Genomic DNA, 14,525 nt, shown 5'->3' with positions numbered 1-14,525 from the left:
GCGAAGGCGGGCAGGCACTACGGCGCACGCTTGCCGTGCCGCGTTTCCCACTCGGCCAGCGCGGCGTCATAGCGTTCCAGCGCTTCATTGTACAGATCGAACACGCACGGATCGCAACCGCTGCGGCAGCAGTCGTCCGGGGATGGGCGGGTGGGCGGCACGGGCGGGGGATCGGCCCGTGCCGCCGGATCTTCGTTGCGTTGGGACTGACGCACGTGGGCTTGCGGCATGAAAAGCGGAGCCAGCGTTCAGTATAGGGGGATCGCGCAAATGGCGTGCGCGTCACCCGCGGCCGACGAACGGCATCTTGCTTGCCATGATCGTCATGAATTGCACGTTGGCCGACAGCGGCAAACTCGCCATATGCAGCACCGCATCGGCCACATCCTCGACGTCCATCAACGGCTCGACCGCAATCTGGCCGTTCGCCTGCGGCACCCCTTTCGCCATGCGCGCCGCCATCTCGGTCGCTGCATTGCCGATGTCGATCTGGCCGCACACGATATCGTACGGACGGCCATCCAGCGAAACGGACTTCGTGAGTCCGGTGATCGCGTGCTTGGTCGCCGTGTACGCGATGCTGTACGGCCGCGGTGCATGCGCGGAGATCGACCCGTTGTTGATAATGCGCCCGCCGCGCGGCGTCTGCGCCTTCATCATCGCAAACGCGGCTTGTGTGCAAAGAAACACGCCCGTCAGATTCGTATCGACGACCGCACGCCAGTCTTCCAGCGCGAGCGCGTCGATCTCGACGGCCGGCGCACCCCGTCCCGCGTTGTTGAACAGCACATCGAGGCGCCCGTAGCGGGTACGGATCGCGTCGAACAGCGCGGCGACGCCGGCTGGCTCCGTGACGTCGCAAGCGTGCGCGAACGCTTCGAAACCGCCGGCGCGCGCCTCTGCGGCAAGCTCATCGAGCGGTTGCTGCCGACGACCGGTCAGCACTACGCTGTAGCCGTGCTCGAACAGCTTGCGCGCGGTTGCGCGACCGATGCCGCTGCCCGCGCCGGTCACCAGCGCGACCTTGCCGAGCGAGGTGCGCCGGGTTCTCGGCGCTTCCTGCTCGCCGAATGCCATTTGTGCTTCGCGGACATTGTCCGCGCTATCTTCAGCCACTGTGCCTCCTTGAGTTGAGGACGCCGCGTGCACGCGTTTCACGCCGACGCGTCGCTCACGTTTGTGCCCTCGCGCCTCGCGGCCGTTTGGCCGCAAACCAAGGGTGCCATCCACGCAGCATGATGACCGAAGCGCGTGCGCCGCGCAGTGTCGCGGGCAACCGCGCACGCGCGGCGCATCGCGTGCAGCGACTGCGATTACATGCGTTTGCGTACAAATTCGTAGATCACGAGCAACACGATCGCACCGATCACCGACGCAATCCATCCGGCGCCCTGCCCCGGGTGATACCACCCCGCCGCCCGCCCGACGTAACCCGCGATCAGCGAGCCCGCGATGCCGAGCACGATGGTCATGATGAGGCCCATCTTGTCGTCGCCGGGTTTGATCGCGCGCGCGATCAGTCCGACGACCAAACCGACGATCAACGTACCGATAAACGCAAGCATATGCACCTCCCTCGTCAGTGAAGCCACGCGTCGTGGCCGAATGGCACAGCGTGCCGTACTCCCCCGGGGTTCGCGCCTGCTTTCCGTATGCGATATCTACACGCGGAAGTCGGCGGCCATATCCTCGTCAGTGCGCGCGTCGAGCACGCCGCTGCGGCATGCTTTCAGGAACGCATCGTAGTCACGCTCGACCTGGTCCGCATACGCGAACGCGTAGTCGGCCAACGCCTCGCCGAACTGATCGTTGCGTCCAATATATGCGGCGATCTCGATCGCCTTGCCGCTTGCCCTCGCGTGCGCACGCGCCAGCGTCCAACCGCACACGCGCGCATAACCGTTGAGCAGTTCCGTATCGATATGTTCGAGGTTCGGCGACATTTTCAAATCGAGCAGTTGCCGCACATAAAACGGGCGGCCGCCCGGCCCTGTCGCCCAGCCGAGAAAAATATCGTTGGTCGCCTGCAGCATCTGCTGCTCGCGCACGATACGCTCCCCCTCGTGGCGCGGCTGTTTCGACTTGAAATAACGTGCGACGACCGAAGGCAGCGCCTCCTTCAATTGCAGAAACAGCGGCTTGCCGGAAGGATCGGTCGCAAGCAGCACGAAGCAGCGCGCGCCGAAGCTGCCGATACCGGCCACCTTGAAGGAGAAATCCTGAATCGTGAACTGCGCCAGCAATTCGCGCCGGTCCGGCTGCAGCGTCTGCAGATAGTCGGCATACGCGCCGTCGATCAGCTTACGCCCATCGCCGCTACGGAAGCCGTCGTCGGCCGATGCGAATAGCGTATTGCCGTCGTGCAGGTGGAAAAGACCGGGCGGCATATCGCGCATCACGAAGCGGTCGTCGACGCGCTCCGCGACCTTGTCGAGCACCCCTTCGTGCGTGCGTCCCGCGGCCTTTTCCATCCCGCGCCGGATCCGGCGGCGTCCTTCGGGCGCCAATACAGCTTCAATCATCCGGTCGAACGTCATGCGCTCATACCAGAGTTCGAGCGTGCCGCATTGCGCGTATTGCGCGATCCGGTCGCGATACTGCTGCACCGCCGACATCACCGCATCGTGCGCGGCGCCGCGACTCAAGCGCAGCTGCCGCGCGGCCACCGCGAAGCTTGCAACAAGCCGCTTCAGGTCCCATTCGAATGGGCCGTGCGAGGCTTCGTCGAAATCGTTGACGTCGAAAACCAATTGCCGATCGGGCGTCGCGAAGCCGCCGAAGTTCAGCAGATGGCTATCGCCGCAGATTGGCAGCACGAACTCCGTATGAGGCACGTGGCCCAGATCGTGCGCTTGCAGAATCGCGCTGCCGCGGAAGAACGCGAGCGGCGAAGCCGCCATGCGGCCATAACGCAGTGCAACCAGCTTCGTGATGCGGCCTTCGCTGCTTTCGCGAATCAGATTGAGTGGGTCACGGCGAATCTCGCCGACCGCGCGATGGCTCGAGCGTTTCGACCGCTCGCGCGCGACCCGGCCGCTGGCTTCCCGTTCCGCGAGGGTACTGCCCTTCATGCGCCTCTCCGTTCTTGTTGATCGTCGTGCAGCGGTAGCCAATGAAATGACCTGTGAAATTATAGGGCCTGTTCACGCTAATAACAGGCCCAACGACAATCGTTGCGATGCCAGCGTCGGTTAGCCCTCTGCGTCAACCGCCCGCGTCGCCCGCACGGGTACGCAGTGCAGTACGATGCAAAGACGATTTCCGGGCCCATGGAGCAGTGCAACATGTCGATCGAAGTCGGTACCGCGTCATGGACGGACGCCATGCTGATCAAATCCGGCCGGTTCTATCCGAAGGGCTGCACGAGCGCGGAAGCGCGGCTTCGGTTCTACGCGGACCATTTCCCGATGGTCGAAGTCGATGCGTCGTACTACGCGATGCCAAGCGCGGCCCACAGCGCGCTGTGGGCACAGCGTACTCCGTCGGGCTTCACGTTCAACATGAAGGCGTTCCGGCTCTTCACCGGGCATCAGACCGAGCCGAAGTTCTTTCCGCCCGATATCCAGCAGGCGCTGCCGCAGTCCGGCAAGAAGAACCTCTATTATCGCGACGTTCCGCCCGACGTCATTGACGAACTCTGGCGACGTTTTTTTGAAGCGCTCGAACCGCTGCGCGCGGCCGGCAAACTCGGCGCGGTGCTGTTCCAGTTCGCGCCGTGGATCACGACCGCGCCGCGCGACAAGGCGCACGTCGCGCATTGCGCGGAGCGGATGGCGCCTTATCTGACCGCCTTCGAATTTCGCAACGCGAGCTGGTTCGACGAGCGGCACCGCGCATCGACCCTCGCGTTCGAACGCGAACGCGGGCTCGTCCACGTCGTGATGGATGCGCCGGAAGAAGTGACCACGCGCGCGCATACCGTGTGGGAAGCGACCTCGCCGCGCCTCGCGATCGTGCGGCTGCATGGCCGCAATGCGGACACGTGGTCCGGCAGCACGACCGCGTCCGGGCGCTTCAACTACGACTACAGCGACGAAGAGCTCGAACAGTTGACCATTCCGATTCGGGAAATCGCGAAACGAGTCGATCGCACGGATGTCGTGTTCAATAACTGCTTCGAAGATTCCGCGCAACGCAACGCGCTGACGATGATTCGTCTGCTCAACCGGCATGACGCCGGGTCTGGGACCGGGTTCGAGCTTACCTAAGCGAACCCGAAGCGAATCCGGCCACGCGACGTTGCGTTCGACCGATCACCGTGATCCGCCGCTCGAGACGCCCGAAGGTGCGACGGCGCCGCTCGCAGGCATCGCAGCCGCCCCGTTCATCCGCTGGTTGATCCATTGATCCAGCGACGTCTGTGCAGACGCCGTTGCGCCTGGTCCACTCAGAAGCGGCGGCGCTGAAGCGGGCTGCTGTCCGACGGCGCCCGGCGGCGACAGTAACGGCGGCACCGACGCGCCACCCGGCGCGACGATCTGCGGCGGCTCGACATCGCGCGGCTCCGCCGCCGACGCCGCCTGCGACGGCGCAGACGCAGACGCAGGCGCACGCCGCTGCACGAGCGGCGCGCTTTTCACTTTCTGCGGCGCGGGCTTCTTCTGCTCGTCGAACAGATGCCCCCACCATGTATCGAGCGTCGCACGCAGCGCATCGAACACGCCGGTCTGCTGCTCCTCGGCGAACTTCGCGCGTGGATCGACGAGCCGCGCACGCAGCGCCCGCTGGAAGAAATCGCCGACGATCGGCAGTGCACTGTGCGCGCCCTGCCCCCAGTAGTCGCTGCGCAGCGTGACACGGCTATCGTTGAAGCCAACCCACGCGCCCGCCACTAGTTGCGGATGCATCAGGATGAACCAGCCGTCCGCATCGTCCTGCGTGGTGCCGGTTTTCCCCGCGACATCCGCGCGAATGCCGAAGCGCGTGCGGATCGCCGACCCGGTCCCTTTGTCGATCACGTCGCGCATCACATCGAGCAGCGTTTGCGCGGCGGCAGGCGGCAGCGTCTGTTCGGCGCGCGCGGGTTGGAATTCGGCCAGCACGTTGCCGGCCCGATCTTCGATACGGGTGACGAACATCGGCGCGACATACGCGCCGCGATCCGCGATCGTGCCGTACGAGGACACCATTTCCTTCAGCGTCACCGGACTCGTGCCGAGCGCGAGCGACGGCACCGCCTCGAGCCGGCTGTCGCGCACCCCCATTGCATAAGCGAGGCGCGCGACCTTCGACGGACCGACTTCCTGCATCAGTTGGGCGGTGATCCGGTTCTTCGAATACGCGAGCGCATCGCGCAGCGTCACCGGCCGGCCGCTTGGCGGCGAGTCGTCGGTAGGCTTCCAGATTTCGCCGCCCGCCAGCGTGATCTCGACCGGCTGATCGATAAACGTATCGTCGGGCTTCGCGCCGTTCTCGAACGCGGCGCCGTACACAAAGGGCTTGAATGTCGAACCCGGCTGACGCCGCGCCTGTGACACGTGGTCGTACGGATCGTCGCCGAAGTCGCGGCTACCCACCCACGCCTTGATCTGGCCATTGCGCGGATCGATCGCGACAAAGGCCGCCTGCACGCGCGTCTTGTCGTCGCAGAGCGTCTGCATCCCATGACGGTCCGATTCGACCTGTTTCAGCGCCGCGTCGTCGGCGAGACCTGCCTGTTTTGCCGCGCGATATTCCGGCATTTCGCGCACGAACGCGTTGAATACGTCCTTGTGCGCGGCACATGCGTTGCGCGTGCCCCACACCGCATTCGCAATCGACTGCAGCTGGTTGCCCTGCCAGATCAGCGCCTGAGTCGCCATCGTTTGCAGACGCGAATCGATGGTCGTGCGCACGACGAGGCCGTCCGAATAGATGTTGTAGTCGTGCGCGTCGGCCCACTCGATCAGCCACTTGCGCAACTGCTGCGCGAAATGCGGCGCCGGACCTGGCGGCTCCGACTGCCGCTCGAAATCGACGCCGAGCGGCCGGCGCTGCAGCGTCTGATACGCGGCAGGCGCGAGCCGCTGGTACTTCACCATTTGCGCGAGCACGATATTGCGGCGCTGCAACGCCCGGTCCGGATTGATGACCGGGTTGTAATAGCTGTTGCCCTTCAGCATGCCGATCAGCGTCGCGCTTTCGAGCACCGTCAGATCGTGCGCCGATTTGTCGAAGTAGGTGCGCGCCGCCATTTCGATCCCGTACGCGTTGTACAGGAACGGCACGGTGTTCAGATACGTTTCGAGAATTTCGCTCTTCGTATAGACCGCCTCGATCTTGAATGCAGTAATCGCTTCCTTGACCTTGCGCGTCAGCGTCGGCGCTCGGCCGATTTCGTCGGGGTACAGATTGCGCGCCAGTTGCTGCGTGATCGTCGAGCCGCCCTGGCGATCTCCGGAAAACGTATGCAGCGCAGCGGACGCGGTGCGTCGCCAGTCGATACCGTGATGCTCGTAGAAGCGATGGTCTTCGGTCGAAATCAGCGCATCGATCACGTGGGGCGAAATGTCGGACAGCTTGACCCAGTCGCGGTTGGATGGCTTGAACGTCGCAAGCAGCTTGCCGTCCGCGGACATCACCTGAGCCGGCTGCTCGACCTTCGCCTTGCGAATGTCGCCGATGCCGGGCGTAAACGGAATCAGCACCAGCCCATACAACAGCACCAGGGCGGGCACGGCGGCGAGCGTCAGCGCGATACCGCGACGCGTCGGATGGCGCACGCGATCGAGCGCGTGCATCGCGTAGGGCTTGAGGAAAGTACCCGCCGTCGCGCAGAGATTGCGGACGAATGGCACGATGGATCGTTTCACGCAGGCTTACCGTCGGCAGAAAAGGCTGCATCGTACCAAACCGGCCCGCGCGCGCCGGTGTTTTCGACGTCGCCAGGTCGTCACCGCGCAGCACACACCCCGACCGGCGCCAATACTTGTGCCAACCCCGCGCCAAAACGCAAGCAGCCGCCAAAAAGGCGGCTGCGATGCAGAGAACGTGCGCGCCCCGACTGCGCGAGATCAGCCGGTACGCATCGCGTCGTTCGCTTAAGCGTTCACGCTGAGCGCCGCGCGCTTCGGCGTGACCACCGACACGACAAACGTGACGACGATATTCGCCGCGAGCGCGATCAGGCCGATATACAGCGGCCAGCTCGCGTCGCCGATATGCACGGTGAACACCGGCTTGAGCCCCTGCTCGATCGCGAGCCCGGTGCCGATCACGATGCCGACCAGCCAGCCGAGGAACAGCCCCGGCGTATTCAGGCGCCGCGTGTAGAGCGTGAATACGATGGCCGGGAAGATCTGCAGAATCCACACGCCACCCAGCAGTTGCAGGTCAATTGCGTATTGCGTCGGCAGGAACACGATAAACAGCAGCGCGCCGAACTTGACGACCAGCGACACGAACTTCGCCGTCGACGCTTCCTGCGCTCCGCTCATGTTCGGCGAAACGAGCGGACGCCACAGGTTGCGCGTAAACAGGTTCGCTGCGCCGATCGACATGATCGCCGCCGGCACCAACGCGCTGATCGCGATCGCGGCCGCGGCGAAGCCGACGAACCACGCCGGGAACAGCGTACCGAACAGCGTCGGCACGACATCGGAAGCCGACTTCACGTTCACGCCGGCCGCAATCGCCATATAGCCGAGCAACGCGATCAGGCCGAGCAGCAGCGTATAGGCCGGCAGGAAGATCGCGTTCTTGCGCACCGTCTGCGCCGATGCCGACGACAGCACCGCGGTCATCGTATGCGGGTACATGAACGCCGCGAGCGCGGAGCCGAGCGCGAGCGATGCGAATGCGGTGTATTGCGTGGGCTTCAGCAGAATGCCGGTCGCGCCGCCTTTCGCCTGGAAGTGCTGGTCAGCCATGGCGAACACGTGACCGTAACCGCCGAGTTTCAGCGGAATCAACCACACGGCCGCGATCACGACGATGTAGATCATGATGTCCTTGACGAACGCGATCATCGCGGGCGCGCGCAGGCCGCTCGTGTATGTATAGAGCGCGAGAATCACGAACGCGATGACGAGCGGCAGTTCGCCGGACACGCCAAGGCCCTTGATCACGACCTGCATGCCGACCAGTTGCAGCGCGATATACGGCATCGTCGCGACGATGCCGGTCAGCGCGACCGCCGCCGGGAACCACTTGCCGCCATACTCGCCGTGCACATAGTCGGCCGCGGTGATGTGATTCCTCGCATGCGCGATTTTCCATAGCTTCGGCATCACCGCGAACACGAACGGGTACACGATGATCGTGTATGGCAAAGCGAAAAAGCCGTACGCGCCGACCGAATAGACCAGCGCCGGCACCGCGATCACGGTATAGGCGGTGTAGAAGTCGCCGCCGACGAGGAACCACGAAATGACCGTGCCGAACTGGCGGCCGCCGAGGCCCCACTCGTGCAATTGCGTCAGATCGCCCCGCTTCCATCGCGCAGCGAGAAAGCCGACCACGGTAACGAGCAGGAAGAACGCGATGAAGACGGTCATCGCCACCGGATTGATGGGGTTCAGGTCGCTCATCGGATGCCTCGGTAGACGATGTAGATCAGCAGCGACGTGAGCGGAACCCACAGGAACTGATACCAGTAAAAGAACGGGAATCCGGCGAATGATGGCTGCGTGTCGTTGTAAAAAGGCAGCCACAACAACGCGATATAGGGGATCAGCAAAATAAGCCAGCGCCACGAATGGCGGGCCTGATCTGTTGGTTCCACGATTGTCCCTCTTGATTTGTATAGGAAAAACGAATGTGCCCCCGCGTCGGCGGCAAGGCGGGCGCCGTGCCGTTCGGTCAGTCTCCTGCGCAAGGTACGCGCATTATCAGGGAATTCGTCGAAAAGTGCCTATCGTTCTACAAGATTAGGCAGTGGGCAATTTCACGGATAGATTTATCAATGCGGGGTGCGGCGCACGATCAGTACGGCTGCGTCGACAACGTTCGGCAAAGCGCAGCCCCGTTCGATGCGCAACGGTTCGTGGAACGCGTCGCCGACTGGCCTTCGCTACAACGCATCGGTCGCTGCGCGCCAGCCCCGTCAGACACCTAGCGTCTTCGCGAACCGCTCGCGCAAGAACTGTGTGAACGCGCGTATCGTCACCGAACTTTGCCGGTGTTGCGGATACACCGCATACAGCGTGATAGGCGGCGACACGAACGATTCGAGCAGCGTGACCAACTGGCCGCTTGCGAGTGCGCCGGCGATGATGAATTCCGGCAGCCACGCGACACCCGCGCCGGCAATCGCCGCGTCGCGAATCACCTCGCCGTTGTTCGCCCGCAATGGCCCATGCACTTCGAAGGTCCGCACCGCTCCGTCGATCACGAACGACCACCCGGTGCGCGCCTCCTCGCCATACAGCAGGCATGGATGGCGCGCGAGTTCGGCCGGCGTCGCGGGCGGCCGCCGCGTATTGCGATACACCGCGCTGCAGCAGACGTTCATGCGAAACTCCGCAAGCTTTTGCGCGATCAGCGTCGAATCGGCAAGCGTACCGATGCGCAGCGCCATGTCGTACCCCTCGCCGACCACATCGACCGTTCGGTCGCTCAGCTCGAGGTCGATTCGCACTTCGGGGTTCGAACTCAGAAACGCGCCGACCAGCGGCGACAGATGGACCATGCCGAACGACAGCGGCGCGCTGACGCGCAACAGCCCGCGCGGATGCGCCCGCTGCGACGACATTGCCTGCTCGGCGTCGGACACTTCCGCAAGAATGCGCGTGGCCCGCTCGTAAAACTCGTAGCCCAGATCGGTCACTGCCAGCTTGCGCGTATTGCGCACCAGCAAACGCACACCGAGGCTCGCTTCGAGCGCCATCACGCGGCGGCTGACGAACTGCTTCGACAGTTGCAAGCGGTCCGCCGCAGCCGTGAAACGACGTGCGTCGACGGTCGCGACATAAATTCTCAGATCATCGAGCTGCATTGGCGTACAAATCCGGCCCTTAATTAAATTGTCCACTCACATAGGACAGTTAATCTCATACGGACATGATTATAGCCTGCTGAATTGACCTAAACTTCGGTCAACGCATCAGGCAACGTTTTGCGTTGAAGCCAGACCCACTCACGGAGAACAACATGATTGAAATCAGACACGCCAATGAACGAGGCCATGCGGAGCATGGCTGGCTCAGCTCACGTCACACGTTTTCGTTTGCGAACTATTACGACCCGCAGCAAATCGGCTTCTCCGACCTGCTCGTGATCAATGACGACCGTGTTGCACCGGGTCGCGGCTTCGGCAAGCATCCGCACCGCGATATGGAGATCTTCTCGTACGTGCTGGAAGGCGCGCTCGAGCACAAGGACTCGATGGGCACGGGCTCGGTGATCGTGCCCGGCGACGTGCAGGTGATGAGCGCCGGCACCGGTGTCGCGCACAGCGAATACAACCCCTCGGCGAGCGAACGCGTGCACTTCCTGCAGATCTGGATCGCGCCGTCGGTGAAAGGCGCGACGCCGCGCTACCAGCAGCAGCACTTCTCCGCGGACGAAAAGCGCGGCAAGCTGCGGCTCGTGCTGTCGCCGGAAGGCACGGAGGGATCGCTGCAACTGCGTCAGGACGCGCGCGTCTATGCGGGCCTGTTCAATGGCGCGGAACAGGCGAGCGTCGACCTTGACGCGGACCGCTATGCGTATGTGCATGTCGCACGCGGCGCGGTGACCGTGAACGGTGTACGGCTCGCGGAAGGCGACGGCGCGCGGATTCGCAACGAGCGCACGCTGAGCTTTAGCGGCGGCGACGACGCGGAAGTGCTCGTGTTCGATCTGCGTAATAACGAAGTATCGGAACTGTGGTCGTAAGCGGCAACGCCGCGACCGCCAACCATTCTTATAAGCGAGGAAAGACCATGCAAAACCTGATCGACCAACGCCGCGACACCATTCTGCTCGTCGCTCGCGTGCTGCTGATGGTGCTGTTCGTGATATTCGGCTGGAGCAAACTGACCGGCTTCTCCGCCGCGCAAGCGTATATGGCGTCAACGGGCGCGCCGCTTCCCGCGGTGGCCGCGGCTGTCGCGGTGGTGATGGAACTGGGGGTCGGCATTCTGCTCGCGGTCGGCCTGTTGACGCGGCCGCTTGCGCTACTGCTCGCGCTTTATACGCTCGGCACCGCGCTGATCGGCCATCACTACTGGACGCAGACCGGCATGGAGCAGTACGCGAATATGGTCAACTTCTACAAGAACATCAGCATCATCGGCGGGCTGCTGTTGCTGGTCGTGACGGGCCCCGGACGCTACTCGTTCGACAGGCGCTAAAGCGCGACGCGACGGGTGCGGGACACACGTCGCGTCCGGCGAACGAAACGGGGCGGCTCACGAGCCGCCCCGTTGTTTTTGCTTTATGCCTCGCCTCGGCGCACGTTGCCACGCAACCGGCGCCAATCGCGTCAAACGATGCTTAGAACTTGTGGCGCAGACCGAGGTTGACCATCGACTGCGTGCTCGTCCCCGCGTAGCCGTACGAACCGATCGACGCTTGCGCCGCTTCGATCGCGGTGCCGTCGGCGGTACGCGTTTCGCCGCTGGCGTGCTGATAAGCGGCGGTCATGTAAACGTCCGTGCGCTTGGACAGCGAGTAGTCGGCGCCAAGCGACACCTGATGATAGGTCGCCGACGTATCGCCGCTCGACTTCGTGTAGCTATAGCCAACGCCGAGCAGCATCGCCGGCGTCGCTTGCCAGTTGAAGAAGCCCTGGCCCGTGTTGTACTTCTGGTCCGAACCGAACAGCGACGCACCGTCAGCGCGATATTGCGCGTTGCTATAACCCGCACCGGCTGTGAATGGCCCAAACACATACTGGCCGGCCACGCGCGCGATGGCGAGCGAGTGAGCGGATGCATAGCCATTGTTGACCGGACCGTCAAACGTGCCGTCCGACGTGCTCGTGAACGTGTTGTCACGCATGCCTGCCGACGCCGGGCTGTTGGTCGCGTAGAAATAGCCGGCCGCCAACGACAGCGGACCGGTGTTGTACGCCGCCGCGACGGCATACGACTGCTGCGAGCCGACCGTGCCGGCCACGCCGCCGAATGCGTACATCGTTTCGAACTGGAAGCCCGACCAGACCGGCGACGCATACTTGACCGCGTTGCTCACGCGGAAGCTGTTGTCGTAGTTATCGACGTCGCCCGCGGTCGCGAACGCGCTGCCGAAGTAGTTATCCGCAGTGATGCCTTGCACGAGGTCGATCAGCGGGTCGTACTGGCGGCCGAGCGTAACCGTACCGTACTGAGTGCTCGCGAGACCGACAAACGCCTGGCGGCCGAACATGCGCCCGCCCTGATTCAGCTTGCCGGTGGACGGATCAAAGCCGTTTTCCAACTGGAAAATTGCCGCGAGACCGCCGCCCAGGTCTTCATTGCCCTTGATGCCCCAACGCGTGCCGGACAGGTTGCCGGCGCTGGAGTTGCCGAGCGCCCACAGGTTCGCGCTGCCTTGCGCATGGTTCACATAGGTCAGCGACGTGTCGATCGTGCCGTAGAGCGTGACGCTGCTTTGCGCGTGTGCGGCCCCAGCGGCTCCTAGCATCGCCAGTGAGATGACCGAGAGGGAGGTCTTGCGATTCATTATTGCTCCTTGCGCGTGTAGTTAAGGGGGTGCGAAGCGGAGACTACCCGCGCAAAGAATTAATGTAAAAAATGGCAAAAACACGCGTCTCGGATGTACGACACGTGCGAATCATGCATTATTTCTCTAATAACAATATAGAACAGCATTATACGAAACAATACAGGTCTTTTCCGCGAACCTTTCACGCGATCCAGGCGTAAACGGACACCCATGCGAATCTTCAGTTCACCTCCGGGGGCATCATTGCGAAAAATAGAATAGGTAATTTCGGAGAGTGAATAGCCGAACAATACTGGACCGGCTAGAGTGCGAAGCGCTTCACAGTATCCGTGTAGACAGCGGATATCCACGCATTGCGCGGCTCCGGCCGCGCTTTTTTTGTGTGATGTTTCCAGTGCGCGCGCGACGAAGCCTCAACCAGGCTAACAGAATAATTTCAATCAGCCGCAATCCCGCTTTAAATCGGGCTTTAAAACAAGCCAGTGACATCATTAACCGCCGTTTGCCAAAGACGACAAGCGGCGCGACAGACACGCACCCAATTCCCGAGCATCACATTGGCGGTCTTCACCTTGTGAATTCGAGCCGTTCGTCCATCGGCGCCGCGGTCTTCCGCGCGGCGAACATGAACGGAGGGTTGAACGGATAGCTGCACGACACCTTCCATAGAGGAAACACAATCGAAAGAACCCTGCACTTTCGCAAGGGGAATAGCCTCTACGGGGCGAATGTTCTTAAGAGCAACGTGACCAGGAGACGCAGCCGATGAACGATATTGCACAACGCATGCTTTCCGATATCCACGATCTGTCGGCCGACATCGAAGCGCGCGCAGCGCAGATCGAAGCCGAGCGGCGCCTGCCCGCCGACCTGGTGCACACCCTGCGTTCGATTGGCGTGTTCCGTATGTATGTGCCGCAAAGCCATGGAGGCCTGGAACTCAATATCGCCAGTGCGATGAGTATCGTTACCGCACTGAGCCGGATCGATAGCTCGATCGGCTGGCTCGCCGGCATCGGTGCAACGGCGCCGCTTTTCGCAACACGCTTGCCGCGCAACGTGTACGACGCGATGTATCGCCACGGCCCGGATGTGATCATCGCAGGCGCGGTGCAGCCGACCGGCACGCTTGAGCAAACGGCGCAAGGCTGGCGTGCCAACGGACGATGGGCGTTCGCGAGCGGTTGCATGCACGCGGACTGGTTGTTCGGCGTCGGCGTGGTGAGCGCGAACGGCAAACCGGTCAGCGGCGCAAACGGCGCGGGCGGACCGCCGCTGATGCACGGCATCCTGCTGCCGGCCGGCGCGTGGCGCATCGAAGATACGTGGGATGTCGCGGGACTCGAAGGCACAGGCAGTCATCATATTTCACTGACGAACGCCCCCGTGCCCGCGGAACATCTGATCGATCACATCAACGGTGAATCGTGCGTGCCAGGGCCGCTTTTTCAAGCGGTGACGCATCTGCTTGCCCCGATGGGGTCAGCGATGATGGTGGGAATGGCCGAAGGCGCACTCGATGCGATCGTCGCGCTCGCCAATACGGGCCGACAGCAGTTTCGCGTCGCAACGACGATGCGCGAATCGGAAATTTTCCAGTTCGAGCTTGGGCGCGTCGAAGCGGAACTGCGTGCTGCGCGCGCGTTGCATGACGCACAGGTTCGGACGTTGTGGCAGCGCGCGCTTGAGGGCACGCTGAAGGATGACACGCTTTACGCGCAAGCGACGCAAACCGCGGTTTGGGTGGCCAATGTGTGTGTGCGCGTCGCGGACGCGTGCTTCGCATTGGGCGGCGGCGCAGCTATTTACGATAGCTCACCGCTACAGCGCCGCCTGCGTGATTTGCACGTCGCCGCGCAGCATGCGGCGGTGCATCCGCGGCATTACGTGACGGCGGGGAAGTTGTTGTTGAATCGCGGGTAACGTACGCGCCCGATGCGTCAATGCAGGGTGAGCGA

At 63.0% G+C, this 14,525-nt stretch carries 13 protein-coding genes; 4 read left to right on the top strand and 9 right to left on the bottom strand.

The window, feature by feature from the left end:
* Positions 1-17: 17 nt before the first annotated feature.
* The 4 genes from HV796_RS20190 to HV796_RS20175 all read right to left on the bottom strand — a co-directional run bounded on the left by HV796_RS20190 (position 18) and on the right by HV796_RS20175 (position 3,071).
* Complete coding sequence (locus HV796_RS20190; RefSeq protein WP_246355946.1) at positions 18-215, bottom strand: oxidoreductase-like domain-containing protein; 198 nt, start codon at positions 213-215, stop codon at positions 18-20.
* A 67-nt stretch (positions 216-282) separates the two neighbouring features.
* Entirely contained in the window at positions 283-1,077 is a 795-nt protein-coding gene (locus HV796_RS20185; protein ID WP_175228330.1) for an SDR family oxidoreductase, read from the bottom strand.
* Between the two features lie 236 nt (positions 1,078-1,313).
* Positions 1,314-1,565 (bottom strand): GlsB/YeaQ/YmgE family stress response membrane protein, encoded by a 252-nt coding sequence (locus HV796_RS20180; RefSeq protein ID WP_175228329.1) that lies wholly within the window; start codon positions 1,563-1,565, stop codon positions 1,314-1,316.
* Positions 1,566-1,661: 96 nt separating this feature from the next.
* Positions 1,662-3,071, bottom strand: a complete 1,410-nt coding sequence (locus HV796_RS20175; protein ID WP_175228267.1) for a DUF2252 domain-containing protein — start codon at positions 3,069-3,071, stop codon at positions 1,662-1,664.
* Positions 3,072-3,284: 213 nt separating this feature from the next.
* Between HV796_RS20175 and HV796_RS20170 the strand changes: the two genes are divergently transcribed.
* Positions 3,285-4,208, top strand: coding sequence for a DUF72 domain-containing protein (locus HV796_RS20170; protein WP_175228266.1), 924 nt, complete (start codon positions 3,285-3,287; stop codon positions 4,206-4,208).
* A gap of 45 nt (positions 4,209-4,253) precedes the next feature.
* On the opposite strand, the gene HV796_RS20165 is transcribed toward HV796_RS20170, so the two are convergent.
* From HV796_RS20165 to HV796_RS20150, 4 genes are all read right to left on the bottom strand, one after another.
* The gene (locus HV796_RS20165; RefSeq protein ID WP_175228328.1) at positions 4,254-6,719 is read right to left on the bottom strand and encodes a penicillin-binding protein 1A; all 2,466 of its coding nucleotides are present in this window, start codon (positions 6,717-6,719) and stop codon (positions 4,254-4,256) included.
* A 300-nt stretch (positions 6,720-7,019) separates the two neighbouring features.
* The gene (gene mctP / locus HV796_RS20160) at positions 7,020-8,507 is read right to left on the bottom strand and encodes a monocarboxylate uptake permease MctP (RefSeq protein ID WP_175228265.1); all 1,488 of its coding nucleotides are present in this window, start codon (positions 8,505-8,507) and stop codon (positions 7,020-7,022) included.
* Positions 8,504-8,701 (bottom strand): DUF3311 domain-containing protein, encoded by a 198-nt coding sequence (locus tag HV796_RS20155; protein WP_175228264.1) that lies wholly within the window; start codon positions 8,699-8,701, stop codon positions 8,504-8,506. The genes mctP and HV796_RS20155 overlap by 4 nt, the downstream gene beginning before the upstream one ends.
* 321 nt (positions 8,702-9,022) lie before the next feature.
* A complete protein-coding gene (locus HV796_RS20150; protein WP_175228263.1) occupies positions 9,023-9,913 on the bottom strand; it encodes a LysR family transcriptional regulator in 891 nt (296 codons plus the stop codon).
* A 155-nt stretch (positions 9,914-10,068) separates the two neighbouring features.
* Here HV796_RS20150 and HV796_RS20145 point away from each other — a divergent pair, with 155 nt between their 5' ends.
* The gene (locus tag HV796_RS20145; RefSeq protein WP_175228262.1) at positions 10,069-10,794 is read left to right on the top strand and encodes a pirin family protein; all 726 of its coding nucleotides are present in this window, start codon (positions 10,069-10,071) and stop codon (positions 10,792-10,794) included.
* Positions 10,795-10,841: 47 nt separating this feature from the next.
* Complete coding sequence (locus tag HV796_RS20140) at positions 10,842-11,252, top strand: DoxX family protein (protein WP_246355945.1); 411 nt, start codon at positions 10,842-10,844, stop codon at positions 11,250-11,252.
* A 142-nt stretch (positions 11,253-11,394) separates the two neighbouring features.
* Here HV796_RS20140 and HV796_RS20135 read toward each other — a convergent pair whose 3' ends face one another.
* Entirely contained in the window at positions 11,395-12,564 is a 1,170-nt protein-coding gene (locus HV796_RS20135) for a porin (protein ID WP_175228260.1), read from the bottom strand.
* A gap of 768 nt (positions 12,565-13,332) precedes the next feature.
* Here HV796_RS20135 and HV796_RS20130 point away from each other — a divergent pair.
* Entirely contained in the window at positions 13,333-14,490 is a 1,158-nt protein-coding gene (locus tag HV796_RS20130) for an acyl-CoA dehydrogenase family protein (protein ID WP_175228259.1), read from the top strand.
* The last annotated feature ends 35 nt before the right edge of the window (positions 14,491-14,525 follow it).

This window comes from Paraburkholderia humisilvae, assembly GCF_902859855.1.
GTDB classification, from domain to species: domain Bacteria; phylum Pseudomonadota; class Gammaproteobacteria; order Burkholderiales; family Burkholderiaceae; genus Paraburkholderia; species Paraburkholderia humisilvae.
Note: the sequence above shows the minus strand (reverse complement) of the source record. Positions and strands in the feature narration are given on the sequence as shown.

Coding starts and splice junctions, on each gene's coding strand:
- HV796_RS20175 (WP_175228267.1), bottom strand. CDS start 3,071: ATGAAGGGCAGTACCCTCGCGGAACGGGAAGCCAGCGGCCGGGTCGCG.
- HV796_RS20140 (WP_246355945.1), top strand. CDS start 10,842: ATGCAAAACCTGATCGACCAACGCCGCGACACCATTCTGCTCGTCGCT.
- HV796_RS20145 (WP_175228262.1), top strand. CDS start 10,069: ATGATTGAAATCAGACACGCCAATGAACGAGGCCATGCGGAGCATGGC.
- HV796_RS20135 (WP_175228260.1), bottom strand. CDS start 12,564: ATGAATCGCAAGACCTCCCTCTCGGTCATCTCACTGGCGATGCTAGGA.
- HV796_RS20185 (WP_175228330.1), bottom strand. CDS start 1,077: ATGGCATTCGGCGAGCAGGAAGCGCCGAGAACCCGGCGCACCTCGCTC.
- mctP (WP_175228265.1), bottom strand. CDS start 8,507: ATGAGCGACCTGAACCCCATCAATCCGGTGGCGATGACCGTCTTCATC.
- HV796_RS20150 (WP_175228263.1), bottom strand. CDS start 9,913: ATGCAGCTCGATGATCTGAGAATTTATGTCGCGACCGTCGACGCACGT.
- HV796_RS20165 (WP_175228328.1), bottom strand. CDS start 6,719: ATGCACGCGCTCGATCGCGTGCGCCATCCGACGCGTCGCGGTATCGCG.
- HV796_RS20130 (WP_175228259.1), top strand. CDS start 13,333: ATGAACGATATTGCACAACGCATGCTTTCCGATATCCACGATCTGTCG.
- HV796_RS20170 (WP_175228266.1), top strand. CDS start 3,285: ATGTCGATCGAAGTCGGTACCGCGTCATGGACGGACGCCATGCTGATC.
- HV796_RS20180 (WP_175228329.1), bottom strand. CDS start 1,565: ATGCTTGCGTTTATCGGTACGTTGATCGTCGGTTTGGTCGTCGGACTG.